Consider the following 26,722-nt stretch of genomic DNA (forward strand, 5'->3'; position numbering starts at 1 on the left):
GTCTTATGGCTACGGAAGACGCGGTGCGTGAAGCACTGGCGACGGTGAACGACCCCGAGATCCACCGACCGATCACCGAGTTGGGGATGGTCAAATCGGTAGATATCTCCCCTGATGGGGTGGTAGCGGTCACCGTGTACCTCACGGTCTCCGGGTGCCCGATGCGCGAGACCATCACGAAGAACGTGACCGACGCGGTCGCCGCCGTCGAAGGCGTCACCCACGTGGACGTCACCCTCGACGTGATGAGCGACGAGCAGCGCAAGGAGCTGGCGTCCGCGCTGCGCGGCGGCACCGCCGAGCGCGAGGTCCCCTTCGCCAAGCCCGGCTCGCTGACCCGTGTCTACGCCGTCGCGTCCGGCAAGGGCGGCGTCGGCAAGTCCTCGGTGACGGTGAACCTCGCGGCCGCGATGGCGGCGGACGGCCTGAAGGTCGGCGTCGTGGACGCGGACATCTACGGCCACTCCGTGCCCCGGATGCTGGGCGCGGACGGCAAGCCCACCCAGGTCGAGGACATGATCATGCCGCCGTCGGCGCACGGCGTGAAGGTCATCTCGATCGGCATGTTCACCCCGGGCAACGCCCCGGTCGTCTGGCGTGGCCCGATGCTCCACCGCGCCCTCCAGCAGTTCCTCGCGGACGTCTTCTGGGGCGACCTGGACGTCCTGCTCCTGGACCTGCCCCCGGGCACCGGCGACATCGCGATCTCCGTGGCGCAGCTCGTCCCGAACGCCGAGATCCTCGTCGTGACGACGCCCCAGCAGGCGGCGGCCGAGGTCGCCGAGCGCGCGGGCTCCATCGCCGTTCAGACCCATCAGAAGATCGTCGGCGTGGTCGAGAACATGGCCGGGCTGCCCTGCCCGCACTGCGGCGAGATGGTCGACGTCTTCGGCACGGGCGGCGGCCAGCGGGTCGCCGAGGGCCTCACGAAGACGACGGGCGCCAACGTCCCGGTCCTCGGCTCCATCCCGATCGACGTCCGCCTGCGCGAGGGCGGCGACGAGGGCAAGCCGGTCGTCCTGACGGACCCGGACTCCCCCGCCGGCTCGGCGCTGCGCACGATCGCGGGCAAGCTGGGCGGCCGCCAGCGCGGCCTCGCGGGCATGACCCTGGGGATCACCCCGCGCAACAAGTTCTGAGGCTTTACCGGGCTTCACCGCCGTACGCCGATGGGGGCGCCGCTCGTCATGAGCGGCGCCCCCATCGGCGTACGTGTGCGGCGGTCGGGCTAGGCGGCGTACTCGTGGATGTCCTTGACCACGGAGAAGCCCAGGCCGTACGCGCTCATGCCGCGGCCGTAGGCGCCCAGGGGCACACCGTCCTTGGTGGACCCGGCGAGGATCCAGCCGAACTCCGACTCGCGGTAGTGGAACGAGGTCGGCACCCCGTCCACCGGGAGCGAGAGCGTCGACCAGTCCTCGCCCTGCAGATCGTCCGCGAGGACCCAGGCCGTCTCGGTCTGCTGGTCCAGCCAGTCGTCGCGCAGGCTGTGGTCCATCTGGCTGGGCCAGGTGTAGGACAGCAGACCCACTCCGGCGAGCCAGGCCGCGGACGACACCGAGGTCGCCTCCAGCAGGCCCGTGCCGTCCGGGCTGCGGCGCACCGGGTTGGCCGCGACGGTCACCACGACCGCGAAGCGCTCCTTGTCGCTGTTCCCGAAGGGTCCGTCGCTCCGTACCGACGGCTCATCGCCGTGCCCGATGGAGCCGTGCTCCACCGCGCCGTCCGCGGCGGTGCCGACCTGCATCAGCCAGCGCTGCCCCGTGAAGGCCTCGTCGAGGCCGTACCAGGGGAAGGGCGCCAGCAGATAGCTGTCGACCGTGCGCCGGGCGGAGGGCATCGCCTGTGCGGTGCCGTCCGCGGTCGGCGCCTGTGCGCCTACGCGACTTGTCGTCTCCATGTACCCGGCCGCCTCCTCGTTCTCATCGGTCCGCAGGGCCCGCCCCCCTCGGGCGTCCTCAGCCGGACAACAAGGCAGGATAGCCACACCCGTTCCGGAAGCTGGGACACCGGTCGGCGTACGGGTGTCCGGAAAGACGTGCCACGGGGCGTGCTCAGGGGCGGAGCGCGGGCGCCTCGGAGGAGGTCAGGTGGCGTCCGCGTCGAACGGCGGGTGGTCGACGGGCGCGGCCTTCCCGGGCTTCTTGTCCATGTCCATGCGGCCGTCCTTCTTGGCCATGTCGACGCGGCCGCCCGCGTCGGACGCGGTGTCCGTGCCGGTCGCGCCGTCGGAGGATTCACTCTCCCGCCCGTGCACGGCGTCCGTGACCTCGGCCATCTCCTTCTTCAGGTCGAAGCCGTTCCGGATTTCCTTCAGGCCGAGCTCGTCGTTGTCGAGCTGCTTGCGGATGAAGGTCTTCGGATTCAGGTCCTCGAACTCGAAGTCCTTGAATTCCGGGCCGAGTTCACTGCGTATATCCGCCTTGGCGCTGTCCGAGAATTCACGGATCTTACGTATGGTCCGCGAGGCGTCCTGAATCAGCTTGGGCAGCTTGTCCGGGCCGAAAACGAGCACGGCGAGGACGACCAGCGCCACTACCTCAAGCGGGCCAATGTCTGAGAACACCTTGAGCTCCTTGCCATCCGGACCGGGTCCACGGTACCCGGCGTTCCTGTCCGTCCGGTAGCCGCTGGGCGACAGACGTGGATCAGTTCCCGCCCGACGCGCCGAGCACGAGGGTCGCTTTCCGGTCCTTTCCAGCTCGCTGGACCGTCAATTCAAGGCTGTCCTTCGGCCGATGCGCGCGGATCTTGACGATGAGCTCGTCTCCGGAGTGGATGCGCTGGCCGTCCACCGCGGTGATGACGTCGCCCGGTTTGATTCCGGCACGGTCGCCGGGGCCTCCCGCGTTCACGGCGGGGCCGCCGCCCTTGCCCTTGTCGCCGACGCGGGCGCCGTCGCCGGTGTACTCCATGTCGAGCGTGACGCCGATCACAGGGTGCACGGCCTTGCCGTTGTTGATCAGCTCTTCGGCGACGCGCTTGCCCTGGTTGATGGGGATGGCGAAGCCGAGGCCGATGGAACCCGCCTGGCCGCCGCCGGGTGCCGAGCTGTCGTCGGCGGAGCGTATGGCGCTGTTGATGCCGATCACCCGGGCCTGGGCGTCGACCAGCGGGCCGCCGGAGTTGCCGGGGTTGATGGGAGCGTCGGTCTGCAGCGCGTCGACGTAACTCACGTCGCTGCCGTCGCCCTTCTCCCCGCCGGCGGTGATGGGGCGCTCCTTGGCGCTGATGATGCCCGAGGTGACGGTGTTGGCCAGGTCGAAGGGGGCACCGATGGCGACGACGGGGTCGCCCACCTGCACGTTCTCGGAGTTGCCGAGGGGCAGTGGCTTGAGCCCGCGTACGCCGGAGACCTTGACCACGGCGAGGTCGTACCCGGCGTCACGGCCTATGACCTCCGCCTTGGCGGTCTCGCCGCCGCTGAAGGTCACCGATATCTCGCCACCGGTGCCGGCGGGCTCGACCACGTGGTTGTTGGTGAGGATGTGACCCTTGCCGTCCAGCACGAACCCGGTGCCGGTGCCCTGCGCCTCGTCGCCGCTGACGTGCAGGGTCACGACGCCGGGCAGCGAGCTCGCCGCGATCCCGGCGACGCTGTCCTTGGCCCGCGCCTTGTCCTGGGACCCGGCCTGCGGCAACTCGATGTCGGAAACACCGGCGTTCCGCTCCAGATACGCCCCCAAGGCCCCACCCAGGCCTCCGGCCACGAGGGTGATGACGGCGATCCCGACAAGAATGACCCGCCGCGCCCGCTTCCGCTGCTTGTCCTTGTCGACGGGAACGGCACCACTCTGCTGGAGGGGGGCGTTCCAGGGGTCGTAGGACTGACGGGGAGGGGCGGGTTGGGGTTGGGATTGGGGCTGAGGCTGGTGATGCGGGGCGGCGTGAGGGTGGGGCTGCGGGCCGCCGCCTTGCGGGGGCGTGGGGTGCGGGGTGCCGTGGGGCGGGGTGGAGCCGTGGGCGGGGGCCGGGCCCGGGGTGCCGTGGGGCGGGGTGCCGCTGTGGTTCGCCGCCGGGAGCTGTGTGCCGTGGGTCGGGGTGGCCGTCGGGTGCTGTACGGGCGGGGCGGGGGCCCAGGGGCCGGGCTCACCGTAGGGCGGGGTGCTGTACGGATCGGGGTCGTGCAGCGGGCGGGGGCGGTCGGCGGGGGCTCCAGGAGCCGAGGCGTCGGGGGCGGAGCCGCTCTGGGCGGGAACACCCGGGCCCGGGGTGCCGGGCGCAGGATTCGCGGCAGCCTGGGTCGAAACGCCCGAAGCCGGGTCACCAGGAGCAGTGCCGGCGTGTGCGACGGGAGTGGTACCCGCCGGAGCGGGAACACCCGGGGCGGAGGTGCCGGGCGCGGGGGCCGCGTCGGCAGGCGCGACGGGAACGGTACCGGTGGGGACACCCGGGCCGGGGGCACCAGACGTATGGGCAGCTACAGCAGCCGCGTCGGCCGGAGCCGAGGCGTCGGCGCCGGGCGCGACAGCGGACGGACCCACGGCATCAGCCCGGGGGCCAAGCGCGGCAGCGGTCGGAGTCGGCTCGGCCGAAGCCAGCTCAGACGTCACCCCAGCCAAAGTCGACTCAGACCCAGCCCCGGGCGAAGTCCACCCAGGCGAAGCCGGCTCAGGCCCCGCGCCAGGCGAAGCCACCTCCGGCCCCACCCCGGACGGACCCGGATCAGGCGTAACCCCAGGTGAAGTCGGTTCAGGCCTTGCGCCCAGCGGAGTCGCTGCTGCCAGGGTGAAGTCGCCGGAGTCGTCCTCTCGGTCGGCGGCGCCCGTGGCCTCGTCCCCGGTGGCGGGTCCGCCCCGCTCCGCACCCGTGCCGTCAGGCGCGGACGCCGACCTGGGGCGGCTCCACCACTTCGCCTTCGTGGGCTTGCCCTCGTCCATGCTCTCCCCACACCTGGCCTACGGCGGACGCCGATCACGTGCTCAACTCCGCGCCCGCCACAAGCCTCGGGCAGGCACGGCCCACCGAGGATTCAACCAGGTTCCCGCACCGAAGCGCAGAGCACGTCAGCGGATCTGCGAAGTGCCCTGCAGGGTGCCCTCTATGGGTGAGGACGCCGCGGTGCTCGAAGCCGCCTCGTCCAGGGTCGGCACCGTACCGGCGGAAGAGGTGCTGCCCGATACGACGGGAGGCACCGGCCGGATCAGCGGGGACATGATCGCCGCGCCGGTCAGCATCGGCGCCGCGATCTGATGCCGGGCGGACACGGACTCGGGCTGGTCGATACGAGGGCCCCGCGCAGGCACACCGGGCAGCAGAGGGCCGGTCGCCTGAGTCGGCGCGACCGGCGCCACGAGGACTCCGGGACGCTGACCCTGCACCGACAGCGGCCCGCTGCCGCGGCGGCGGACGGAATCGGGAGCCGAGGTGGCAGCCGAGCCCGGCGAACGCAGCGGCGACGCATTGCTGTTGCTGCTGCCAGAACTGCTGTTGCTGCTGCCCGAGCCCGCGCGCGAGTCACCCGGGTCGGCAGGGATGCCCGTCGTGACGCCGCCCAGCGCTATCGCGGCCAGCGACACCGCGCCCGCGGCGGCGAAGGCGAACCTCCGTCCGCGCCACAGCGACCGCTCGGCCTCGTTCCGGCCCACGTCACGGCGGTCGACGTCATGGATGCGGAAACCGCGCCCCGAACCCGGCAGCACCGTGGCATGGCTGCCCGAGGGCGCGTAGCCGAAGGTCTCGGGCCGTATGCCGAAGACTCCGCTCGGCGGCAGCCCTGACTCACTGTCCGCGGTGGCGAAGCCGCCGCCGGGGGATCTGGGGCCGGGCGGAGGCTCGCTGCCACCGCCGGGCAGGCCTTGCAGCCGGGCGAGGAAACTCTCGGAGGGAGGCGGCGGCGCCGCCTCGGCGAAGACACTCTTGAGCCGCCGCTGCGCGTCGGCCTCGGTCTTGCACTTCGGACAGGTCGCGAGATGAGCGAGGACCCGCTCACGCGCGTCATGGCCCAACTCACCGTCCACCAGGGCGGCGAGTCGGTCCCCCAGATGCTGCTCGGCCAGATGCCGCTCGGCAGGATTCGACCGTGATCCACTCACTCGGTCGCGCCCCCTCCTCCCGGCGCCACGGCTCCTGCGAGCGAGCGGCGCTCGGCGCGGGCTTCGGGCGACCGGTGCTGAAGGGCCTTGCGCAACTGCGAGCGGCCACGGTGGATACGGCTGCGGACCGTGCCCAGCTTGACGCCCAGGGTCGCGGCGATCTCCTCGTACGAGAGACCTTCGATGTCGCAGAGGACCACGGCCGCGCGGAACTCCGGAGCGAGGGTGTCGAGCGCCTGCTGCACGTCCGCGTCGAAGTGCGTGTCGTTGAAGACCTGCTGCGGCGACGGCTCACGGCTGGGGAGGCGCTCCGCCGCGTCGTCGCCGAGGGCGTCGAAACGGATGCGCTGCTTGCGGCGCACCATGTCCAGGAACAGGTTCGTGGTGATGCGGTGCAGCCAGCCCTCGAACGTGCCGGGGGTGTAGGTCGACAGGGACCGGAAGACACGGACGAAGACCTCTTGCGTGAGGTCCTCGGCGTCGTGCTGATTGCCGGTCAGGCGGTATGCCAGGCGATAGACCCGTCCGCTGTGCGTGCTGACGATCTCCTCCCAGGTGGGGGGAGTCCACGCCTGCGATTCCGCATCAGCGGCAAAGGTCGCGGTCTGAGCGGAACTGGCGGTGTGGAATCGGTCAGCGGTGTCGGTCACGGATTTCGGCTCACCCGCCAACCCGAGAAAGCGCCTCAGCGCTCCTCCCCGATCCGCGGACGCAGCCGCACCTCCCCTGTCGGCTCTGGTGGTGTCCAGTGGAGCCCCTACCATAGCCACCTCGCCCGTTAGCTCCGGATAAGCGTTTTTACTGGAATTTGGTACGGGCTTCCTGCCAGGTGTCCTGCCTGGTCGAAGGGCCCGCCGCCAGTCTTGATCCATTCGTTACCCCCGGCGTCCGCCTACCCCTACTAAACGCCCGGTCCCATCTGCGGGTTCCCACCCCCAACGGATACAGTCACGGCCAGGCATCCACGGGGACAGGAGAGGGCCATTACCGGCAACCGGCAGACGAGCTGGGCGTTCGCCGACGCCTTTGTCGCCGAGGACGAGGCCACACGCTGGGCCCGTGACCGGGCCCAGGACGCGGGCCTGCCCTCGGTGTCTCCCGGTACCGGCGCCGCGCTGCGCATACTGGCCGCCACCGCGGACGCCAAGGCCGTCGCCGAGATCGGCACGGGCACGGGCGTGTCCGGGCTCCACCTGCTGCACGGGATGCGGCCCGACGGCGTCCTGACCACCGTCGACCCCGAGCCCGACCGCCAGCAGTTCGCCCGGGAGGCCTTCCGCGCCGCCGGGTTCGCGGGCAATCGCGCGCGGTTCATCCCCGGCCGCGCACTCGACGTACTGCCGCGCCTCGCGGACGGCGGCTACGACCTCGTGTTCTGTGACGGCGACCGCACGGAGTACCTGGACTACCTCGCTGAATCGTTGCGCCTGCTGCGGCCCGGCGGGCTCGTCTGCTTCGAGGGCGCCTTCTCCGACGGCCGCACGGTGGACTCCGGTCCGCAGCCCGCCGAGGTGCTGCGCATCCGCGAGCTCCTGCGCACCGTGCGCGAGAGCCAGGACCTGATGCCGGCGCTGCTCCCGGTGGGCGACGGCCTGCTCTGCGCCGTCAAGCGCTGACCCCGGCGCGCTGCCCGGGCACCCCCAACCCCGCGAATAGCACTGCCCCGGCACGTTTGTACGATGCCGGGGCAGTGAAAAAGTGTGGGCGCTTCCGCGTCAGCCGACGACCTTCTTCAGGGCGTCGCCGAGTGCATCGGCTTCGTCCGGAGTCAGTTCGACGACAAGTCGTCCGCCGCCTTCGAGCGGAACGCGCATGACGATGCCCCGCCCCTCCTTGGTCACCTCGAGCGGGCCGTCGCCCGTCCGCGGCTTCATGGCCGCCATGCTCGTTCCCCTTCCTGAAACCAGCTCATCGCAGCCGACAACCCAGGTGTCACCGGCATCGAACACATTGCTTCCAGGCCATTATCCCGCATCGCGGGACCCGATGACCAACATCGGTCTGCATCGCTTGCGCAACGCGCGCCCGCAAAACCACTCAATTCGGCGATGTGGCTGCGATACTGCGCCGCCTCTTACGCCTCCACGGCCAGGAATTCTTTGACGCAGGTCACATATCTCCCCTCATGTCGGAGCCCGATGATCTCCGTCATGCTGGGCTCCGACAAAGATGACCGGCGCAGGACCACTGGAGGGGATTCACCATGGCCGACACCGTGCTCTACGAGGTGAGCGACGGTCTCGCGACCATCACGCTCAACCGCCCCGAGGCGATGAACGCGATGAACGTCGAGGCCAAGGTCGCGCTGCGGGATGCGGTGCAGTCGGCCGAGTCGGACCCCGCGGTCCGTGCCGTACTGCTCACCGCGACCGGGCGCGCCTTCTGTGTGGGACAGGACCTGAAAGAACACGTCGGTTCCCTCATGGCGGACCGCGCGGCGGGCACCGGACAGACGATGAGCACGGTCCGGGAGCACTACAACCCCGTGCTGCGCGCGCTGACCGGGATGGCCAAGCCGGTCGTCGCGGGCGTCAACGGCGTCGCGGCCGGGGCGGGCCTGGGCTTCGCGCTCGCCGCCGACTACCGGATCGTCGCGGACACCGCGCGTTTCAACACGTCCTTCGCCGGGGTCGCGCTGACCGCCGACTCGGGCGTCTCCTGGACGCTGCAGCGCGTGATCGGGCCCGGCCGCGCGAGCGACCTGCTGCTGTTCCCGCGCAACATCGGCGCACAGGAGGCGTACGACCTGGGCATCGCCAACAAGGTCGTCCCCGAGGCCGAGTTGGCGGCCGAGGCCGAGAAGCTGGCCCGCATCCTGGCCGAGGGCCCGACCCTCGCCTACGGGGCCCTCAAGGAGTCGCTCGCCTACGCGGCGGGCCACACCCTGGAGGAGTCCCTGGAGAAGGAGGACGAGCTCCAGGCGAAGGCGGGCGCGTCCGAGGACCACGCGATCGCCGTCCAGGCGTTCCTGGACAAGGCGAAGCCCAAGTACCTCGGCCGGTAGGTCCTGACGGGCCTGCGGTGGCCTAGCGGCCCCGGGGGACGCGGATCACGCAGTCCTCCAGGTGGTCGTTCACCAGACCGCAGGCCTGCATCAGGGCGTAGGCCGTGGTGGGGCCGACGAATCGGATGCCGCGCTTCTTCAGCTCCTTGGACAGGGCCGTGGACTCGGGCGTGATCGCCGGTACGTCGGCCAGCACACCCGGGGCCTTGCGGGATGCCGGGTCCGGCGCGTGCGACCAGATGAGTTCGTCGAGCTCCCCCTCGGACCAGTCGGCGAGCACGCGCGCGTTGGCGAGGGTCGCGTCGACCTTGGCGCGGTTGCGGATGATGCCGGGATCGGCGAGGAGGCGTTCCCGGTCGGCGTCCGTGAACCGCGCGACCTCAGCGATCTTGAAACCGGCGAAGGCGGCGCGAAAGCCCTCGCGGCGGCGCAGGATCGTGATCCAAGAGAGACCCGACTGGAAGGCCTCCAGGCAGAGCCGTTCGTACAGGGCGTCGTCCCCGTGGACCGGGCGGCCCCATTCCTCGTCGTGGTACGCCACATAGTCCTCGGTCGAGAGGCCCCACGGGCAGCGGAGTCTGCCGTCGGGACCCGCCACGGCGTCGCCGCTCATCGCCCGCCCTCCTCTTCGGCCCCTTCAGCCTCTTCGGTTGTGTCCCTCGGGGCCGTCTCGCCCTGGAGCGCGGCCGGGGCGTGCGTCTTCAGGAGGCCGGGACCGCCGACCGCGGTGGCCTGGGCGCCGGCGAGTGCCGCCTCCAGCTCCGCGATGTGGGCGTCCCGCTCGGCCAGTTCGGCGGCGAGGCGGCCGAGGGCCTCGTCCACGTCCATCATGCGATAGCCCCGCACGGTCAGCGGGAAGCGCAGCGCCTCCACGTCCGCGCGGCGCAGGGCACGGTCCGGCGGCAGCGGGTCGACGAACCGCTCCGCCGCGACGTCGGGCAGCGCGGCGCGCTCCCCTCCGCCCACCACGGCCAGGGTCACCGCGCCGACCACCACGACGAGGGCGATGACCAGGAACAAGAACAAGACCATCTCTTCAGGCCCCCACGCTCGACTGCCGTGCTGAAACTGTCAGGGTCCGATCGTGCCATGAGCCTGTGACGGTTAAGGTCGCAGGCGGCCGAACCGCGGCACCGACAGAGGAGGCTCACAGGGGATGCTCAGGCTTGGCAGGCGTGAATTCGACGCGCACGAGCCGGTGATCATGGCGATCGTGAACCGGACCCCTGACTCCTTCTACGACCAGGGCGCCACGTTCCGCGACGAGCCGGCGCTCGCCCGCGTGGAACAGGCGGTGTCCGAGGGCGCCGCCATCATCGACATCGGCGGGGTCAAGGCCGGCCCCGGCGAGGAGGTGACGGCCGAGGAGGAGACGCGGCGGACGGTCGGTTTCGTCGCCGAGGTGCGCAAGCGGTTCCCCGATGTCGTCATCAGCGTCGACACGTGGCGGCACGATGTCGGCGAGGCGGTCTGCGAGGCCGGTGCGGACGTCCTGAACGACGCGTGGGGCGGGGTCGACCCCCGGCTCGCCGAGGTGGCCGCGCGGTACGGCGTGGGCCTGGTGTGCACGCACGCGGGCGGCGCCGAGCCGCGGACCCGCCCCCACCGCCGCGCGTACGAGGACGTCATGGCCGACATCCTCTCGGTCACCCTCGGCCTCGCCGAGCGCGCGGTCGCACTCGGGGTGCCGCGGGAGTCCGTGATGATCGACCCCGGGCACGACTTCGGTAAGAACACGCGGCATTCGCTGGAGGCGACGCGGCGGCTCGGGGAGATGGTGGAGACCGGGTGGCCCGTGCTGGTGTCCCTGTCCAACAAGGACTTCGTCGGTGAGACGCTCGACAAGCCGGTCAAGGAGCGAGTCGTGGGCACGCTGGCCACGACCGCCGTCTCGGCGTGGCTGGGGGCGCAGGTGTACCGGGTGCACGAGGTCGCGGAGACCCGGCAGGTCCTCGACATGGTCGCTACCATCGCGGGGCACCGGGAGCCCGCCGTGGCCCGCAGGGGGCTCGCGTAGGACCGGGAGCCGGTGGATCACCGGGCGGGCGGAGCGGATGCCCGCCCGGTGCGGCCAGGACCGCTAGCGGCCGACTTCCTTGGTGACCAGCGTGACCGCCTCGTCCACGTCGTCCGTGATGTGGAAGAGGTGCAGGTCGTGTTCCGAGGCCTTGCCGCCCGCCACCACCGTGTCGCGCAGCCAGTCGACGAGTCCACCCCAGTACGCGGAGCCGAAGAGGACGATCGGGAAGCGGGTCACCTTGCGGGTCTGGACGAGGGTGAGGGCCTCGAAGAGCTCGTCCAGGGTGCCGAGGCCGCCGGGCAGGACCACGAAGCCCTGCGCGTACTTCACGAACATGGTCTTCCGCACGAAGAAGTAGCGGAAGTTCACGCCGATGTCGACGTGCTCGTTCAGGCCCTGCTCGAAGGGCAGCTCGATGCCGAGGCCCACGGAGACGCCCTTGGCCTCGCGGGCGCCCCTGTTGGCCGCCTCCATGGCGCCGGGGCCGCCCCCGGTGATCACGGCGAAGCCCGCGTCGACCAGCGCCTTGCCGATCTGGACGCCCGCCTCGTACTCGGGCGAGCCGACCGGTGTGCGTGCCGATCCGAAGACGCTGATGGCGCTGGGGAGTTCGGCGAGCGCGCCGAAGCCCTCCACGAACTCCGACTGGATGCGCATGACCCGCCAGGGGTCGGTGTGCACCCACTCCGACTCGCCTTCGGCATCGGTGTCGAGGAGCCGCTGGTCCGTCGTGCCGGGGGTGATCTGCTCACGCCGCCGCACCACAGGCCCCAAGTGCTGCTCCTCCGGCGGGCACTGCCCTTCTGGACTACCCATGACGTCCCCTTCCGCTGACGGTCTTGCTCGACGTGCCGCTTCAGCGTAGGTCTACGGGCGTTACAGGCGGCGCACCCTTGCGGGAAATCAGGATGTCAGCCAGGCACTCAGCCGCTCCTCGGCCTCCGGGATCAGTGAGGCGAGCACCCGCTCGTCGATCTTGTGGGCGAGCAGCGGGTTGCCCGGGCTGTAGTTCACCGCGGGCACGCCGAGCGCACTGAAGCGGGAGACGTCCGTCCAGCCGAACTTGGGGTGTGCCTCGCCGCCGACGGCGGCCATGAAGGCCGCGGCGGCCGGGTGGTCGAGGCCGGGGCGCGCGGCGCCCGTGTGGTCGTCGACGATGAACTCGTCGATCTCGCAGTCGGCGAAGTAGTCGCGCACGAAGGCGAGCGCCTCGTCCTCGGTGCGGTCCGGGGCGTAGCGGAAGTTCACGACGACCGTGCACTCGTCGGGGATGACGTTGGTGGCGACACCGCCCTCGACGCGTACGGCGTTGAGGCCCTCGTGGAACCGCAGGCCGTCGACGACCGGCTTGCGCGGCTCGTACGCGGCGAGCTTCGCCAGGATCGGCGCGGCCTTGTGGATGGCGTTCGAGCCCATCCACGCGCGCGCGGAGTGCGCACGCGTGCCCTTCGTCTTCAGGAAGACCCGCAGCGTGCCCTGGCAGCCGCCCTCGACCTGGTTGTCCGTCGGCTCCAGGAGGACCGCGAAGTCGCCCGCGAGCCAGTCGGGGTGGGCTTCGGCGACATGGCCCAGGCCGTTCAGGTGGGCGGCGACCTCTTCGTTGTCGTAGAAGACGAAGGTGAGGTCGCGGTTGGGCTCGGTCACCGTCTGCGCGATGCGCAGCTGGACGGCGACGCCCGACTTCATGTCGCAGGTCCCGCAGCCCCACAGGATGCCGTCCTCGTCGAGGCGCGAGGGCACGTTGTCCGCGATCGGGACGGTGTCGATGTGCCCGGCGAGGATCACGCGCTCGGCCCTGCCCAGGTTCGTGCGCGCCACGACGTTGTTGCCGTGCCGGTCGACCGTGAGGTGCGGCAGGCCGCGCAGGGCCGTCTCGATCGCGTCCGCGAGGGCCTTCTCCTGGCCGCTCGGCGACGGGAAATCGACCAGCTGGGCGGTGAGCGCGGCAGCGTCGAGCGTGAGGTCGAGCGATGCGTCGGGTGAGGTCTGAGCCATGGCTGCGACCCTAACGCCCCTCCTCGCGCCGCCCTGTCGGTGGCCTCCAGTACCTTGGTCGCGTGCCTGAGCCCCCCACCCTCGTCCGGCGCGGCCGCCTCCTGCGCATCGGGGCCGCCGTGGCGGTCCTCCTCGCGCTCGTGGCCTATGTGGTCGTCCAGTACGTCTTTGGAGGCAAGGCCGCTCCACGCTGCCAGGTGGTCTCGGGCAACGGCGACGGGGCGTCGTACGAGTTCGGTGCCGAGCAGGCGCAGAACGCGGCGACGGTGGCCGCGGTGGGCACCTCCCGCGGCATGCCGGAGCGTGCGATCACGATCGCCCTGGCGACGGCCCTGCAGGAGTCGGGGCTGCGCAACATCAGCCATGGCGACCGGGACTCGCTCGGCCTCTTCCAGCAGCGGCCCTCACAGGGCTGGGGCAACGAGAAGCAGATCATGGATCCCGCGTACTCGGCGGCGCGTTTCTACGCCCATCTCAAGGACGTCCCGGGCTACTCACGGCTGCCTCTGACCGTCGCCGCGCAGCGCGTGCAGCGCAGCGGCTACCCCCAGGCGTACGCGAAGCACGAGCCGGACGCCGCGCTGCTCGCCGCCGCGCTGACGGGCCGCGCCCCCGCCACCCTCACCTGCGAGGCCCGCACGGCCGACGAGCCGGGCGACCCGGCGAAGGTGCGGGCCGCCCTGGTCCGCGACTTCGGCCGCGGTGTGGCGCCGGAGAGCGCTCGCGGCAGCACGCTCACCGTGCCGGTGAGCGCCACGGCGGGCACCGCGGAGGGCGGTTCCGGGCAGCGGGGCTGGGAGCTCGCGCACTGGGCGGTGGCCCAGGCGGCCACGCTCGGCATCGAGCGCGTCTCGTACGGCGGCCGGGAGTGGAGCGCCACGGATTCCGGGCAGGAGTGGCGCAAGCCGGGCAAGTCAGGCAAGGGCGAGCCGCGCGCGGGCGCCGGGACCGGCACGGACGAGGTCCGAATTGTCGTTGGGCAGTAGTACGGCGGATCACCCGATCGAGTCACGCTGATCACTTACGGGCGATGGGCCGCCCACCCTTTCGCGCATCCCTCCCCGCATCCGCCGGACCCCTTGCGGACACAGTGCATTGACGATTCAGCAGACCCGCGCACGTTGATCGCTTTGCCCGTTTTTATCCACAGCCGATTATGCGATGCATTGCGAATTCTTTGCGTTGGGCCACCGCAACCTTCGAGGGCTTCGAGCGGTAGTCACTGCGTCCAAGCGCCGGACCCCATCCGGCCGGACACACCCACGTTCTCTCCCGTCTGAAGGAGCATCATGTCCCTCCCCCTGACCCGCCGGATCGCCCGCGCCGCGCTGCTCATCGCAGCGGGGGCGGCTCCCGTGGTCGGTGCGGCCGGCTCCGCAAGCGCCGCCGAGCTTCCGGCCACCCCCGACCTGGGCGGTGTGACCGCCCTGGACAGTGCCGGTCTGGGCAACACCGTCGACGGCGCGGCTCAGAACACCACCGGTCTCGCGGGTGAGACCGGCAGCAAGGCCGTGAAGAAGGGCGTCCCGACCGCGGGCAAGGTCGTCGGATCGGGCGCCAAGACCACGACTCCCGTCGCGCAGAAGGCCGCGGGCGACCTCGCGGGCAACGCCGGTGACGTGGTCGGCGAGACCGCGGGCACGGCCACCAAGGACGGCCTGCCGACCGACGCCGTCGGCGAGGGCCTGCCGACGGACGCGGTCACCAAGGGCGGCCTGCCCACCGACCAGCTGCCGGTCAAGAGCCTGCCGCTCGGCTGATCACCGCCCACACGCGACGAGGGCCCGGAGCCACTGGCTCCGGGCCCTCGTCGCGTCCGTGCCCCCGGGCCCGGTCGACGGCTCAGGCGAGCCGTGCGACCGCCTCTGCCACGCGCTCGTCCGTCGCGGTCAGGGCCACGCGGACGAAGCGGTCGCCCGCCGGGCCGTAGAAGTCGCCGGGTGCCACGAGGATGCCGAGCTCCGCGAGGTGCCCGACGGTGTCCCAGCAGGACTCGTCACGGGTCGCCCAGAGGTAGAGGCTCGCCTCGCTGTGCTCGATGCGGAAGCCGTGCTTCAGGAGGGCGTCGCGCAGGGCCTCGCGCCGGGCCGCGTACCGCTCGCGCTGCTCGTGGACGTGCTGGTCGTCGCCGAGCGCCGCGACGACCGCCGCCTGCGTCGGCGCGGACGTCATCATGCCCCCGTGCTTGCGGATCTGGAGGAGGTCGCCGAGGACGTCCGCGTCACCGGCGACGAACGCCGCGCGGTAGCCCGCGAGGTTCGACCGCTTGGAGAGCGAGTGGACGGCCACGAGTCCCTCGTACGAACCACCGCACACGTCCGGGTGCAGCACCGAGACCGGCTCCGCCTCCCAGCCGAGCTCCAGGTAGCACTCGTCGCTGACGATCAGCACGCCGTGCTGGCGCGCCCAGGCGACCGTGCGGGTCAGCTCGTCCTTGGACAGGACGCGGCCGGTGGGGTTCGAGGGCGAGTTGAGCCACAGGAGCTTGAGGTTGGTCGGGTCGAGCTCGGTGCCCGCGGCGGCAGCCGCAAATGTCTCCGTGTCGTACGCGACGTACTCCGCGCGGGCCAGCCGTGCGCCCACCTCGTACGTCGGGTAGGCGAGCCGCGGGTAGGCGACGACGTCACCCGGGCCCAGGCCCAGCTGCGTCGGGAGCCAGGCCACCAGTTCCTTGGAGCCCACGATCGGCAGCACGTTGCGGTGCGTGACGTCGCGCGCGCCGAGGCGCCGCTCGCACCAGCCGGTGATCGCGTCGCGCAGCTCGGGGGTGCCCCAGACCGTCGGGTAGCCCGGTGAGTCCGCCGCCGCGATCAGCGCTTTCTGGATCAGCTCCGGGACCGGGTCGACCGGGGTGCCCACCGACAGGTCGACGATGCCGCCGGGGTGGGCGGCCGCCGTGGCCTTGTAGGGCTCGAGCTTGTCCCAGGGGAAGGTGGGAAGGCGATCGGAGACTACGGACACGTGCTGACTCCCGTACTGCCTGTACGTACTGCGTGTATGGACAAATGCCTCGGTCCCGTACGGCGGCTTGTGCCGTACGGGACCGGGGCGGCGCTTCAAGCTGCCGTTACTGGTTCTGCGGCGGCAATGCGGCGATGAAGGCGTGGTCGCGCTCGATCAGGCCGAGCTTGCTGGCACCACCGGGCGATCCGAGCTCGTCGAAGAACTCGACGTTCGCCTTGTAGTAGTCCTTCCACTCTTCAGGAGTGTCGTCCTCGTAGAAGATCGCCTCGACCGGGCATACCGGTTCACAGGCTCCGCAGTCGACGCATTCGTCCGGGTGGATGTACAAGGACCGGGAGCCCTCGTAAATGCAGTCGACCGGGCACTCCTCGATGCACGCCTTGTCCTTGACGTCGACACAAGGCTGCGCGATGACGTAGGTCACGCTGTCGTTCCTCCTCGATACGGGCGTTGGCGGGCCGTCTTCAGGCTCCGCTCGCCTGGCGCGCGGGAGCGCGGCGTCGTCGATGCCCGCCCCTAGTATCTCCGTTCCCGGGCATGATCCGAACAGGAGGGGCGTACAGAGCTGTGGAATTCACTGCGGGCGGACGGCTTGAGGTGCACATTACCCCTACTGACGTGGGCAAACGGGTCTCCGTGCGGCGCCTGTACGAAGGGACTGGTACGGACGGCAAGTTCACCGACACGGTGGGTGTTCTCACATCGTGGAATGACGGTGTGGTACTGATCACACGGCGCGACGGTGAGCGTGTCCGGATCGAGGAGTCCGCCCTGGTCGCGGGCAAGGTCGTCCCCGCCGCCCCGGCCCGCAGGCGCGGCCCGGCCGCCTCGTACGCCGAACTGGCGCGGGTGGCCGCGCGCGCCTGGCAGCCCGTCGAGAGCGAGCCGCTCGGCGAGTGGGAGCTGCGGGCGGCGGCCGGATTCACCCGGCGGGCCAACTCGGTGCTTCCGACGGGCGATCCGGGACGGCCGCTGGACGACGCCCTGGACTACGTGCGCGAGTGGTACGCGGCGCGGGAGCTGCCCGCGTACATCCAGACCGCGACGGGGGCCGCGGGCACCCAGGAGATGCTCTGTGCGGAGCTGGCGGAGCGGGGCTGGGAGCGCGAGGTGAGCGCGGAGCTCCACATCGGCGCCCTCGCGCCCCTCGGCGATCTGGAAGCGCCCGGAGCAGGGGTGGAGCAGGTGCGTCTCGCGCGCACCCTCGACGAGGCGTGGCTGCGGCGGTACCAACGATCCGGAGTACCTGGACCCCATGTGTACAAGGTGCTGGCGGGCGGCCCGTCGGTGTGGTTCGCTTCCGTGCCCGGGGCCTCTCGGGACGCGGGGCCCGCGGCGATCGGGCGGTGCGTCGTGGACGGGCGCTGGGCGGGATTCATGGCGGTCGAGGTGGATCCGGCGCACCGCAGGCAGGGACTGGCGACCGCGGTGATGGCCGCGCTGTCCCGGCAGGCGCTCGCCGAAGGCGCTTCGGCGGCCTGGCTGCAGGTCGAGGACGACAACGAGGGTGCGCGAGCGCTGTACGGCGGTCTTGGCTTCGCCGCGCACCACACGTACCACCACTATCGATACCCGTCGGCTCGGTGACTCCGGGCGGCTCGGTAAGTAAGGCACGAGGCACGCATGCACGAGGAGTCAAGGACCGCCGCGTCCCGGCGGCGGTTCGCCGAGGAGGCCAGGTCCGAACGGCCCGACCTGTCCCTGCTGTGCCTCCTGCTGAGCGCGGAGGCTGATCCGGAGCTCGGGGACGACGACATCGACGCGGCGCAGATCGAGCTGGACCGGCTCGCCGGGCAGCTCCCCTTCCGGCCCGGCGGGGCCCGGGCGTGGGCGGTCGCGCTCGCCGAACTCCTGGGCGCGCGGTGCGGGTTCATGGGAACGCCCACCGACTACCAGCGCCTGGAGTCCTCCCTCCTGCACGAGGTGCTGCAGCGCCGCCGCGGTCTGCCGATCCTGCTCTCGGTGGTGTGGATCGAGGTGGCACGGCGGGCGGGCGCACCCGTCTACGGCGTCGCGCTGCCCGGTCATTTCGTGGTCGGATTCGGCGCGCGCGAGGAGCAGGTGCTCACCGACCCGTTCGCCGGCGGGCGGCTCCTGACCCGCGAGGACGCGGAGCTGCTGGTGGCGGGCTCGTCGGGCGGCACGGTGTCCTCCTCGATGCTGACGCCCGCCGATCCGCTGAACATCGTGCTCCGCATCCTCAACAACATCCGCGCCTGGGCGGCGGCCCGCCCCGAGCGCTCGGACGTCGCGCTCTGGGCGGTCGAACTCTCCCTGCTGCTGCCCGCCCACCCGGCGCGGCTGCGTTACGAACGGGCCCAACTACTCGTCCAGCGCGGCGACTTCCTCGCCGGTGCGGCGGAGCTGGAGGAGTACGCCGATGTGGTGACGACGGTGGAGCCGACCACCGCGGACCGGGTGCGGGATCAGGCGCGGGCCGCGCGGGCCATGCTCAACTGACGGCGCCCGTGCGGGCGTAGCGCCCCGGCGCGATGCCCACCACCCGCTTGAAGTGCCGGGTGAGGTGCGACTGGTCGTAGAAACCGGCGGCGGTCGCCACCTCGCCCGGCGGCTGCCCCGCCAGGAGGAGACGGCGGGCGTGGTCGACGCGGCGGGACATCACGTACTGGTGCGGTGCGATGCCGTACGCCCCGCTGAAGGCGCGTACGAGATGCGTGGGGTGGGCGTGGACCAGGCGTGCGGCCTCGGCCAGGGTCACGCCGTCGAACAGCCGCTCGTCGAGGAGGTCGCGAAGGTTCTGGGCGACTCCCCGGCCGGTGTCGCCGGGGGTGCCTGTGGTGATCCTGGGGCGCAGGTGGCCGCGCAGCCGCTCGCCGATCAGGGCCAGGCGGCTCTCGGCCTCCAGCTCGTCGCCCCGGCGCGCCAGGGCCGCGTGCAGCTGTCCCACGCGTCCGCGCAGGACGGGGTCGACGAGGTCGGGGCCGTCCACCGCTGGGCCGATGAAGCTCGCGTCGAGCTGTGTCATGTCCAGGTAGAGCACCCGCTTGCGGAAGCCGTCGGGGGTGGCGGGCGAGCCGTTGTGCGGGACCTGGGGCGGGAGCAGGGAGACGGTGTCGCCCGGTGTGCCGTGCTCGTGGCGGTCCAGGTCGTAGCGGACGGCTCCGTCGTCCACGATCAGCAGGGTCCACGCGTCGTGGACGTGCATCGGGTACGCGTGCTCGGTGAAGTGGGCGTGGAAGACCTCCACGACACCCGCGACCGGCGGGCGCCATGCGGAAATCTCCTGCCGGGCCACCATGCAAAGAACGTACAAGACGCGGCAGGCGTCCACTCGGCAGTCTCAAGACATGAGAACCACCGCTGAGACAGAAGCCGCCGGGACAGAGACCGCCGAGGTCACGGGCCCGGCGCCCGTCCGCTTCGACACGAAGATCGCCGTCCTGCTCCGTGACGACCTGGAGCCCTGGCAGCGCCTCAACGTGACCGCGTTCCTGGTCAGCGGGCTCGGCACGGCGGTGCCCGAGGTGGTCGGCGAGCCGTACGAGGACGCCGACGGCATCCCCTATCTGCCGATGTTCCGCCAGCCCGTGCTCGTCTTCGAGGGCTCGAAGGAGACGCTGACCGCGGCGCACGGCCGGGCCCTGTCCCGCTCGCTGCCGAGGGCGCTTTTCACGTCCGACCTGTTCGCCACCGGCAACGACCGGGACAACCGGGCCGCGGTGCGGGCGGTGCCCACGGACCAGCTCGACCTGGTGGGGATGCTCGTCCACGGTCCGCGCAACGCCGTGGACAAGGTCCTCAAAGGGGCCCGGATGCACCCTTGACCGAAGGGAGCACCGGCGCGGGGCGAGATCGGAGCGCTATCGATCGGCCCGGCAGGGCACGAAGCAGCTATGCACCCCCAATCCCCGGAGCGGCGACGTCTCTTCGCCGATCAGGCACGGGCCGCACGGCCCGATCTCGCGCTGCTGTGCCTGCTGATCGCCGCGGAGGCCGACCCCGGTCTCGACGACGCGGGCATGCGCGCGACGCCGCGCATCCTCGACCGCCTGGCCGACCAGCTGACCGAGCGGCTGCCCGACAAGGCCGGCGGCCCCCGGTCCTGGGCGCTCGCACTGGCCGAACTGCTCGGCACGCGCTACGGGTTCAAGGGCAGACCCGGCGACTACCAGCACCTCCGCTCGGCGCTCCTGCACGAGGTGCTGCGGCGGCGCAGGGGTCTGCCCATCCTGCTCTCGGTGGTGTGGATCGAGGTCGCCCGGCGTGCGGGCGTACCCGTCCACGGGGTGGCCCTGCCCGGCCACTTCGTGGTCGGCTTCGGCGCGCGCGACGAGCAGGTCCTCGCCAACCCGTTCGCGGGCGGGCACGTCCTGTCCACCACGGACGCGGAGCTGCTGGTGGCGGGGGCCACCGGCGCGCCGCTCGTGCCGTCGATGCTGAGCCCCGCGGGACCCCTCGACATCGTCCTGCGCGTCCTCAACAACATCCGCGCGTGGGCGGCGGCCCGCCCCGAGCGTTCGGATGTCGCGCTCTGGGCGGTCGAACTCTCCCTGCTGCTGCCCGCCCACTCGGACCGGCTGCACTACGACCGGGCGCAACTCCTGGTCCGGCGCGGCGACTTCATGGCGGGCGCCGCCGAGATCGAGACGTATGCCGACGCCCTGGAGGACACCGATGAGGCGGCGGCGGTGCGGCTGCGTCAGGAGGCCATCGGGGCACGGGCGATGATGAACTGAGCCCCGTGGGCGGGTGGTTCAGAGCCAGCCCTTGTCCCGGGCGACCTTGACCGCTTCGGCGCGGTTGCGCACGGCCAGCTTCTGGATGGCCGTCGAGAGGTAGTTGCGGACCGTGCCCGCGGAGAGGTGCAGGGCCGTGGCCAGCTCGGCGTTGGTCGCGCCGTCGGCCGCGGCACGCAGGACCTCGCGCTCACGGTCGGTCAGCGGGTTCGCGCCTCCGGCGAGTGCGGCCGCCGCGAGCGTGGGGTCGATGACCCGCTCCCCCGCGAGGACCTTGCGGACCGCTTCGGCGAGCTGGGCCGCGGGCGCGTCCTTGACCAGGAAGGCGTCCGCGCCGGCCTCCATGGCGCTGCGGAGGTAGCCGGGGCGGCCGAAGGTGGTGAGGACGACGATCTTCAACCCGGGGAATTCGGCGTGCAGTTGGGCCGCCGCCTCGATGCCCGTGCAGCCGGGCATCTCGATGTCGAGGAGCGCCACGTCCACAGCGTGTTCGCGTGCCGCAGCGAGGACCTCGTCGCCGCGGGCCACCTGGGCGACCACCTCGATGTCCGGCTCCAGGCCGAGCAGCGCCGCGAGCGCCTCACGGACCATCGACTGGTCCTCGGCGAGGAGCACCCTGACGGTGCCGCTCCCGCCGCCCGCACCGGCCCCGCCGTCCACCCTGCTCACGCTGCTCATGAGGGGGATCCTACGGCCGCCCCGGCCAGCGGCACGCGGGCCGCGAGACGGAAGCCGCGGCCGTCGGCCGGACCCGTCTCCAGGACGCCGCCGACCGCCTCCACGCGCTCGGTCAGACCCGTGAGGCCATTGCCCGCCGCGGCGCCCGAGCCGCCCGATCCGTCGTCCTCCACACAGAGTTCGAGGAGCGGACCCGCGAGGGTCTGCCGGGCGGTGAACGTCACCGTGCAGCGTCGGGCGCCACTGTGCCGTACGACGTTGGTGACGGCCTCCCGCAGCACCCACGCGAGGGCCGCCTCGCCCTCCTCGCCCGGGAGTTCGGCGGGCACCTCCAGCGGTACGTCGGCGGCGACACCGGCGGCCGTCAGCGCCGTGCGGGCGCCCGCGAGCTCACCGGCGAGCGTGCGCCTGCGGTAGCCGGAGACGGCCTCGCGCACGTCCACCAGGGCCTGGCGGCTGACCTGTTCGATGTCGGCGACCTGCTGGGCCGCCTTGTCCGGGTGGTCGGGGAGCATGCGCCCGGCGAGCTCGCTCTTGAGCGTGATCAGGGAGAGCGAGTGGCCGAGCAGGTCGTGCAGGTCCCTGGCGAGCCTCAGCCGCTCTTCGTTGGCGGCGAGTTGGGCGACGGTGGCGCGGGCCTGCCGGAGCATGATCGTCGTACGGATCAGCTCGCGTACGCCCGACATCGCGAAGCCCACCAGGAGGGTGATCACCCCGAGGTTGGTGATCAGGTCGCCGAGGCCGTCGTCCCGCAGGCCCACCAGGATCATCACCAGGGTGACCCCGGGGATGACATAGATCGCGTACCGCATCGGCAGGACGGCGCCCGCGGAGACCGAGACGTACACGAAGAGGCCGAGCCACTGGTCGCCGAAGCCGAGGGCGAGGATCACGGCGAGGGCCAGGAGCAGGCCGAAGGAGATGATGACGGCGCGCCATTGGAGGATCTTGGTGGTGTAGCGGAAGACCAGGGTCAGGTAGCAGACCACGAAGACCGCGAGGCCGAGCCAGCCGAACACGGTGGCGAGGGTCGTGTGGTGGCCGTCGGTCAGGTCCTTGATCGGCGAGCTCAGGAAGACCAGCCAGACGCCGATCCAGACCGACTTCGTCAGGAACTGGCGGCGGCCCTGCGGCGGTCGCCCGAACGTGTACACGGGATGCTTCTCGCCGCCCGCGGCGTATGACTCGCTCACGCCTTCAGTGTGTCCTTCCGGTACAGCCACGCCGCGCCGCCCGCGAAGAGAAGGAAGTAGGCGACGAGGAGCGTGACGTCCTTCGCATGCGGGGCGTTGCCCAGTTCGATGGCCTGTCCGAGGGCAGCGTACGCGTGCGTGGGCAGCCAGGACGCGATGTCCTGGAGCCACTGCGGGAAGGTCGTCGTCGGCATCCACAGGCCGCCGAGCACGGAGAGCCCGAAGTAGACGATCATCGTGATCGGGCGTACGGCGTCACCGGTCGCGAGATAGCCGATGGCCACGCCGAGTGCCGCGAAGCAGAGGCTGCCCGCCCAGATCGCGCCGGTCAGGGCCAGCCACTGCCAGGCCTCGAAGCGGACGTCCTTGACCGCCGCCGCGACCACGAACACCACGACGATGGACGGCAGGCTGACCACGGCCGCGCTCGCGGTCTTCGCCAGGACGTAGCCCCGGCCGGGCAGGGAGGTCAGGCGCAGCTGCCGCACCCAGCCGTTCTCGCGCTCCTTGGCGATGCGCTCGCTGTTGCCCATGAGGACGGCGGTGAGAGCGCCGAACGACGCCATCGACACCATGAAGAAGGCGGGCAGGTTCAGGCCCGTCCCCTCGACCTTCTCGGTGGCGGACTGGCCGCCCGCGATGATCAGGAAGAGCAGCGAGGGATAAACCACGGAGAAGAAGAGGAATTTGCGGTTGCGCAGGGAACGGGCGATCTCCAGCTTGACGAGAGCGCGTGAAGCGAAGGAACGCGTCGGATTCGTCATCGGGTCCTGGCCTCCTCGGCCTCGGTGATCGCCACGAAGGCCTGCTCCAGACCGAGCCCGGCGACCTCCAGATTGCGGGGGTAGACGCCGAGCCCGTACAGCGCGTGCACGGTCGCGTCGGCGTCCGTCGACTGGAGGCGGACCGTGTGGCCCGACACGTCGAGGGTGGTCAGGAACGGCAGTGCGCGCAGCTTGCCCGCGAGCGCGTCGCTCACGTCCTCCAGGTCGAAGGAGACCTTGCGGGCGCCCGCCTTCGCCTTGATCTCGGCGGCGGTGCCGTCCGCGAGGAGACGGCCGCGGTGCAGCACCAGGACGCGGTCGGCGATCGCGTCGGCCTCCTCCAGGTAGTGCGTGGCGAAGAGGACGGCGCGGCCCTGCTCCGCCTGCTCGCGCATGGTCGCCCAGAAGGCCTGGCGGGTGGTGACGTCCATGCCGGTGGTCGGCTCGTCGAGGACGATCAGGTCGTTCTCGCCGGCCGTCGCGAGCGCGAAGCGGACGCGCTGCTCCTGGCCGCCGGAGAGCTTGTTGACCCTGCGGTCGGCGAGCTGCGAGATGCCCGCGTGGGCGAGTACGTCGTTCACCCGGTGGGGCCGCGGGTGCAGCGCGCAGGCGAGCCGGACCAGTTCCTTGACGGTGACCTCGTCCATCAGGCCGCCGCTCTGCAGCATCGCGCCGACCCGGCCCGATGTGATCGCCTCGCGCGGACTCGTGCCGAAGACCCGCACGGTGCCGCTGTCCGGGCGGCGCAGGCCGAGCAGCAGGTCGAGCGTGGAGGACTTGCCCGCGCCGTTCGGGCCGAGCAAGGCGACGGTCTCGCCGGGGTGGAGCTCCAGCGTGAGGGCGTCCACGGCGAGCACGTCGCCGTAGCTCTTGGTCACCTGCTCGAAGCTCACCGCGCCGGTCGCGGGCGGTGCCGCGGTCTGTGTCGTCATGTGATCCATCGTCGCCAAAGGGCGGTCGACGGCGGCAGTGTCGTGTGTGCCGAGTCCGGGATGACAGATGTCATGCCGGAGGCCGGGCGGTCCGTCTCGGCGGGCCGCCCGGCCTCCGGGTGCGCGGCGGAATCAGCTGCCGTTCGTCTCGATCACTCCGACCCGCTCCGCGGGCGTCTTGCCGGTCAGCGCCTTGTTCATCGCGGCGGCCACGTCCGTCGGCTGGACCGGGGTCTTCTCGCCGTTGCCGCGCTGGATCAGGATGCCGTCGAAGACGTTGCCGTAGAGCTTCTTGAGCTCGGCGAGGTTGTAGTGCGGCTGCAGGGTGCCGTTCGCCGCCACCTTCGTCTCCAGGATCTTCGGCAGCGACTTGGCCGGGCCGAACGGGATCGAGGCGGTGCCCGCCTTGATCGTGACGTTCGCGGACATGGCGGGCTTCGCGAAGCGCGTCATGAACTTGTCGACCTCGGCGTTCGGGACGGTCGGCTTGCGCGTGGTGACGGGCAGCTCGACGGTGCCGGCACTGTTGGTCTCGACCTGCTTCTTGTACGCCTCCGAGACGGCCTTCGTCGACGCGGCGACGTCGATGCCGTTGCCCGCCTTGCCGTACACGGGAACGGCCTTGCCGGGCACGAACTTGACCCCGCCCTCCTTGGCCGAGCCGGAGCCGCCCGCGGCGCGCTCCAGGGCGGCCGCAAGCTTCTCCTCGTCCACGGGCATGACCGGATCGGCGACGCGTGCGCCGCCGAAGAGCGAGCCGATCACCGATACGGGGTTGTAGTCGCTGCCCGCGGCCTCGCGGACGGTCGCCTGGCTGTCCAGGGTCAGGCCCGCCTGGTCCGGCTTGAGCGTGACCGACTCGCCGTCGACCGACAGCTTCAGGGGCTTGGCGACGCGCTCGCCGATCGCCGCGTCGAGCTTCTTGACGGCCTCCTCGCGCGTGCCGCCGCCGATGTCGACGCCGAGCGCGGTGGTGCCCTTCGGCACGTCGGCGTGGTTCATCAAAAGACCGGCGCCGTACGCCCCGCAGGCCACGACGACCACTGCGACGGCCACGAGAACGAGCTTGTTGCGCCCCTTCTTCTTGGCCGGGGCCGCGGCGACGGGCACGTTCGGCTGCACCGGCTCGGGCAGCTTGGGCGGGGTGTGCGGAAGGGGTCCGTCGGTCTGCGGGCCCGCGGCGAACGGCGAGTTCTGCGCGGGCGGCACGACGGGGATGCCGCTGGTCAGGGTGTCGCCGGAGACGTTGGTCCCGGGGGAAGGCGCGCTGGGGCCGCCGGGGATGGAGCCGGGGCCGCCGTGGACGGGGCCGCCGGGGGTCTGGCCGCCGGGGGGTCCCTGGAGGGGGCCCGCCTTCTGCGGCGTGAGGATGGCGGTGTCGTCACCCATCACGGGCGCACCGGCGCCCATGCCCGAACGGGCTGCGGGACCGGCCGGGTTGGGCCGGTTGCCGGAGTTGCCTGGGTTGCCGGGGCCGCCGGGTCCGCCCTGGTTCGGCGATGCCATCGGGTTCGCCCGGCCTGCCGGGTTTGCCTGGTTCGCCGGGTGGGACGGGTCGGCGGGCTTCGGCGGCAGCGGGCCGTCACCGGTCACCGGACCGCCGGTCGGCCCGGCCGGGCCACGGCCGCCGTCACCCGCGGCCCCTCCGGAGAAGTACGGCAGGTCACCGCGGTGCGGGTCGCCGCCCTGCGGCGCACCCGTGCCGAGCGGGCCGGCCGCCACGGCGCCGGACACGTCGAAGGAGCCCGTGCCGGAGCCGTCGCTCCCCGAACCCGCGGACCCGGACGCGCCGTTCCCGCCGGTGCCCGCACTGCTGGTGCTCTTGCGCGGCGCGAACCAGTCGCTCGTCTTCTCCTCCGCCGGGGCGGAGGGCGCAGGCGACCCGGCGGCGGACGGTCCGGAGGGCGCGGAGCCCGCGACGGGCGCCCCGGCGGCACCGGGACCACCCGCGCCGTTCGCGGACCCCGGACGCCCCGCGCCGTCCCCGGCGTCGGACGCGTCCGGCGTGCGGCCCGCGTTCAGCGGACGGGACGCACCAGGGTCGCTGTCCCCGACGGGCGTGCGCATGACGACCGGTGGGATGGGCCGCGATCCGGGAATGTTGATCCGGATGCGCGTGGTCAGCGTGGTCTCGGTCTTGGGCTCGTCGGGCCGCTCGTCGGCGGTCTGCCGCTGCGCGCCGTCCACGGCGCCGTCCGACGCGGCACCCTGCGCGGGGGAGCCGTACGGCGGCGTCCCCGAGGGGTAAGCGGCTCCACCGCGCCCCTGGGGCCCGGAGGACGAACTGTCAGTTTCACGACTCAAGGCAGGTTCTCCCGGTTGGCTCCGCCGCCCGTGCTCCCCGCGCGGAGGGGAATTTCCCCCGGCCGGAGGCTGGGGGAGGCTCGGCGGCGCGCACCACCATACTGGCCGCCGTCGGCAGTCATCCTGTGACCGCCGT

General features: G+C 71.7%; 28 protein-coding genes. 10 read left to right on the top strand and 18 right to left on the bottom strand.

Annotation, left to right across the window (positions count from 1 at the left end):
- The first annotated feature begins 5 nt into the window (after positions 1 to 5).
- Entirely contained in the window at positions 6 to 1,139 is a 1,134-nt protein-coding gene (locus OG302_RS15670; protein WP_351163497.1) for an Mrp/NBP35 family ATP-binding protein, read from the top strand.
- Between the two features lie 89 nt (positions 1,140 to 1,228).
- On the opposite strand, the gene OG302_RS15675 is transcribed toward OG302_RS15670, so the two are convergent.
- The 5 genes from OG302_RS15675 to sigE form a co-directional block, all read right to left on the bottom strand.
- Positions 1,229 to 1,900 carry a hypothetical protein gene (locus OG302_RS15675; protein WP_371527356.1) on the bottom strand — a complete coding sequence of 224 codons (672 nt, stop codon included), beginning with the start codon at positions 1,898 to 1,900 and terminating at the stop codon, positions 1,229 to 1,231.
- A gap of 186 nt (positions 1,901 to 2,086) precedes the next feature.
- On the bottom strand, positions 2,087 to 2,566 hold the full coding sequence (locus OG302_RS15680) for a sec-independent translocase (RefSeq protein WP_371527357.1): 480 nt from the start codon (positions 2,564 to 2,566) through the stop codon (positions 2,087 to 2,089).
- An 82-nt stretch (positions 2,567 to 2,648) separates the two neighbouring features.
- Positions 2,649 to 4,880: a trypsin-like peptidase domain-containing protein gene (locus OG302_RS15685; protein ID WP_371527358.1), complete on the bottom strand. Its 2,232-nt coding sequence runs from the start codon at positions 4,878 to 4,880 to the stop codon at positions 2,649 to 2,651.
- Between the two features lie 126 nt (positions 4,881 to 5,006).
- The gene (locus tag OG302_RS15690) at positions 5,007 to 6,035 is read right to left on the bottom strand and encodes an anti-sigma factor (RefSeq protein WP_371527359.1); all 1,029 of its coding nucleotides are present in this window, start codon (positions 6,033 to 6,035) and stop codon (positions 5,007 to 5,009) included.
- Entirely contained in the window at positions 6,032 to 6,799 is a 768-nt protein-coding gene (sigE, locus tag OG302_RS15695) for an RNA polymerase sigma factor SigE (protein ID WP_361833267.1), read from the bottom strand. The genes OG302_RS15690 and sigE overlap by 4 nt, the downstream gene beginning before the upstream one ends.
- 153 nt (positions 6,800 to 6,952) lie before the next feature.
- On the opposite strand from sigE, the gene OG302_RS15700 reads away from it, so the two are divergent.
- A complete protein-coding gene (locus OG302_RS15700) occupies positions 6,953 to 7,651 on the top strand; it encodes an O-methyltransferase (RefSeq protein WP_371750131.1) in 699 nt (232 codons plus the stop codon).
- Positions 7,652 to 7,750: 99 nt separating this feature from the next.
- Here OG302_RS15700 and OG302_RS15705 read toward each other — a convergent pair whose 3' ends face one another.
- On the bottom strand, positions 7,751 to 7,918 hold the full coding sequence (locus OG302_RS15705; RefSeq protein ID WP_003966491.1) for a DUF3117 domain-containing protein: 168 nt from the start codon (positions 7,916 to 7,918) through the stop codon (positions 7,751 to 7,753).
- Between the two features lie 320 nt (positions 7,919 to 8,238).
- Between OG302_RS15705 and OG302_RS15710 the strand changes: the two genes are divergently transcribed.
- Complete coding sequence (locus OG302_RS15710) at positions 8,239 to 9,039, top strand: enoyl-CoA hydratase/isomerase family protein (RefSeq protein ID WP_371527360.1); 801 nt, start codon at positions 8,239 to 8,241, stop codon at positions 9,037 to 9,039.
- Between the two features lie 22 nt (positions 9,040 to 9,061).
- Here OG302_RS15710 and OG302_RS15715 read toward each other — a convergent pair whose 3' ends face one another.
- Both OG302_RS15715 and OG302_RS15720 read right to left on the bottom strand, forming a co-directional pair.
- Positions 9,062 to 9,652, bottom strand: a complete 591-nt coding sequence (locus tag OG302_RS15715; RefSeq protein ID WP_371527361.1) for a DNA-3-methyladenine glycosylase I — start codon at positions 9,650 to 9,652, stop codon at positions 9,062 to 9,064.
- Positions 9,649 to 10,071 carry a DivIVA domain-containing protein gene (locus OG302_RS15720; RefSeq protein ID WP_371527362.1) on the bottom strand — a complete coding sequence of 141 codons (423 nt, stop codon included), beginning with the start codon at positions 10,069 to 10,071 and terminating at the stop codon, positions 9,649 to 9,651. The genes OG302_RS15715 and OG302_RS15720 overlap by 4 nt, the downstream gene beginning before the upstream one ends.
- A gap of 124 nt (positions 10,072 to 10,195) precedes the next feature.
- Here OG302_RS15720 and folP point away from each other — a divergent pair, with 124 nt between their 5' ends.
- On the top strand, positions 10,196 to 11,056 hold the full coding sequence (folP, locus tag OG302_RS15725) for a dihydropteroate synthase (protein ID WP_371527363.1): 861 nt from the start codon (positions 10,196 to 10,198) through the stop codon (positions 11,054 to 11,056).
- 63 nt (positions 11,057 to 11,119) lie between these two features.
- Here folP and OG302_RS15730 read toward each other — a convergent pair whose 3' ends face one another.
- A complete protein-coding gene (locus tag OG302_RS15730) occupies positions 11,120 to 11,875 on the bottom strand; it encodes a TIGR00730 family Rossman fold protein (protein ID WP_371527364.1) in 756 nt (251 codons plus the stop codon).
- A gap of 87 nt (positions 11,876 to 11,962) precedes the next feature.
- On the bottom strand, positions 11,963 to 13,054 hold the full coding sequence (gene dapE, locus OG302_RS15735) for a succinyl-diaminopimelate desuccinylase (protein ID WP_371527365.1): 1,092 nt from the start codon (positions 13,052 to 13,054) through the stop codon (positions 11,963 to 11,965).
- Positions 13,055 to 13,116: 62 nt separating this feature from the next.
- On the opposite strand from dapE, the gene OG302_RS15740 reads away from it, so the two are divergent.
- Together OG302_RS15740 and OG302_RS15745 are read left to right on the top strand one after the other, a co-directional pair.
- Positions 13,117 to 14,040, top strand: coding sequence for a heavy metal transporter (locus OG302_RS15740; RefSeq protein ID WP_371527366.1), 924 nt, complete (start codon positions 13,117 to 13,119; stop codon positions 14,038 to 14,040).
- Positions 14,041 to 14,343: 303 nt separating this feature from the next.
- Positions 14,344 to 14,814 carry an ATP-binding protein gene (locus OG302_RS15745; protein ID WP_361833251.1) on the top strand — a complete coding sequence of 157 codons (471 nt, stop codon included), beginning with the start codon at positions 14,344 to 14,346 and terminating at the stop codon, positions 14,812 to 14,814.
- A gap of 82 nt (positions 14,815 to 14,896) precedes the next feature.
- On the opposite strand, the gene OG302_RS15750 is transcribed toward OG302_RS15745, so the two are convergent.
- Both OG302_RS15750 and fdxA read right to left on the bottom strand, forming a co-directional pair.
- Positions 14,897 to 16,015, bottom strand: coding sequence for a bifunctional succinyldiaminopimelate transaminase/glutamate-prephenate aminotransferase (locus OG302_RS15750; RefSeq protein WP_371527367.1), 1,119 nt, complete (start codon positions 16,013 to 16,015; stop codon positions 14,897 to 14,899).
- Positions 16,016 to 16,121: 106 nt separating this feature from the next.
- A complete protein-coding gene (gene fdxA, locus OG302_RS15755) occupies positions 16,122 to 16,442 on the bottom strand; it encodes a ferredoxin (RefSeq protein WP_030573070.1) in 321 nt (106 codons plus the stop codon).
- A gap of 143 nt (positions 16,443 to 16,585) precedes the next feature.
- On the opposite strand from fdxA, the gene OG302_RS15760 reads away from it, so the two are divergent.
- Both OG302_RS15760 and OG302_RS15765 read left to right on the top strand, forming a co-directional pair.
- Positions 16,586 to 17,605: a GNAT family N-acetyltransferase gene (locus OG302_RS15760; protein ID WP_371527368.1), complete on the top strand. Its 1,020-nt coding sequence runs from the start codon at positions 16,586 to 16,588 to the stop codon at positions 17,603 to 17,605.
- Positions 17,606 to 17,641: 36 nt separating this feature from the next.
- On the top strand, positions 17,642 to 18,478 hold the full coding sequence (locus tag OG302_RS15765) for a tetratricopeptide repeat protein (RefSeq protein ID WP_371527369.1): 837 nt from the start codon (positions 17,642 to 17,644) through the stop codon (positions 18,476 to 18,478).
- On the opposite strand, the gene OG302_RS15770 is transcribed toward OG302_RS15765, so the two are convergent.
- Positions 18,471 to 19,277 (bottom strand): AraC family transcriptional regulator, encoded by an 807-nt coding sequence (locus OG302_RS15770; RefSeq protein WP_371527370.1) that lies wholly within the window; start codon positions 19,275 to 19,277, stop codon positions 18,471 to 18,473. The two genes, OG302_RS15765 and OG302_RS15770, sit on opposite strands and share 8 nt — an antisense overlap.
- 49 nt (positions 19,278 to 19,326) lie before the next feature.
- Here OG302_RS15770 and OG302_RS15775 point away from each other — a divergent pair, with 49 nt between their 5' ends.
- On the top strand, positions 19,327 to 19,803 hold the full coding sequence (locus tag OG302_RS15775) for a DUF2000 family protein (RefSeq protein WP_371527371.1): 477 nt from the start codon (positions 19,327 to 19,329) through the stop codon (positions 19,801 to 19,803).
- A gap of 69 nt (positions 19,804 to 19,872) precedes the next feature.
- A complete protein-coding gene (locus OG302_RS15780) occupies positions 19,873 to 20,715 on the top strand; it encodes a tetratricopeptide repeat protein (protein ID WP_371527372.1) in 843 nt (280 codons plus the stop codon).
- 18 nt (positions 20,716 to 20,733) lie between these two features.
- On the opposite strand, the gene OG302_RS15785 is transcribed toward OG302_RS15780, so the two are convergent.
- The 5 genes from OG302_RS15785 to OG302_RS15805 all read right to left on the bottom strand — a co-directional run bounded on the left by OG302_RS15785 (position 20,734) and on the right by OG302_RS15805 (position 26,586).
- Positions 20,734 to 21,393 carry a response regulator transcription factor gene (locus tag OG302_RS15785; protein WP_361833237.1) on the bottom strand — a complete coding sequence of 220 codons (660 nt, stop codon included), beginning with the start codon at positions 21,391 to 21,393 and terminating at the stop codon, positions 20,734 to 20,736.
- The gene (locus OG302_RS15790; RefSeq protein WP_371527373.1) at positions 21,390 to 22,586 is read right to left on the bottom strand and encodes a sensor histidine kinase; all 1,197 of its coding nucleotides are present in this window, start codon (positions 22,584 to 22,586) and stop codon (positions 21,390 to 21,392) included. Before OG302_RS15790 ends, OG302_RS15785 begins: the two co-directional genes overlap by 4 nt.
- A complete protein-coding gene (locus tag OG302_RS15795; protein ID WP_371527374.1) occupies positions 22,583 to 23,350 on the bottom strand; it encodes an ABC transporter permease in 768 nt (255 codons plus the stop codon). Before OG302_RS15795 ends, OG302_RS15790 begins: the two co-directional genes overlap by 4 nt.
- On the bottom strand, positions 23,347 to 24,282 hold the full coding sequence (locus OG302_RS15800; RefSeq protein WP_371527375.1) for an ABC transporter ATP-binding protein: 936 nt from the start codon (positions 24,280 to 24,282) through the stop codon (positions 23,347 to 23,349). The genes OG302_RS15795 and OG302_RS15800 overlap by 4 nt, the downstream gene beginning before the upstream one ends.
- Positions 24,283 to 24,414: 132 nt before the next feature.
- On the bottom strand, positions 24,415 to 26,586 hold the full coding sequence (locus tag OG302_RS15805; RefSeq protein WP_371527376.1) for a hypothetical protein: 2,172 nt from the start codon (positions 26,584 to 26,586) through the stop codon (positions 24,415 to 24,417).
- Positions 26,587 to 26,722: the final 136 nt, after the last annotated feature.

The organism is Streptomyces sp. NBC_01283 (genome assembly GCF_041435335.1).
Classification (GTDB): Bacteria; Actinomycetota; Actinomycetes; order Streptomycetales; family Streptomycetaceae; genus Streptomyces.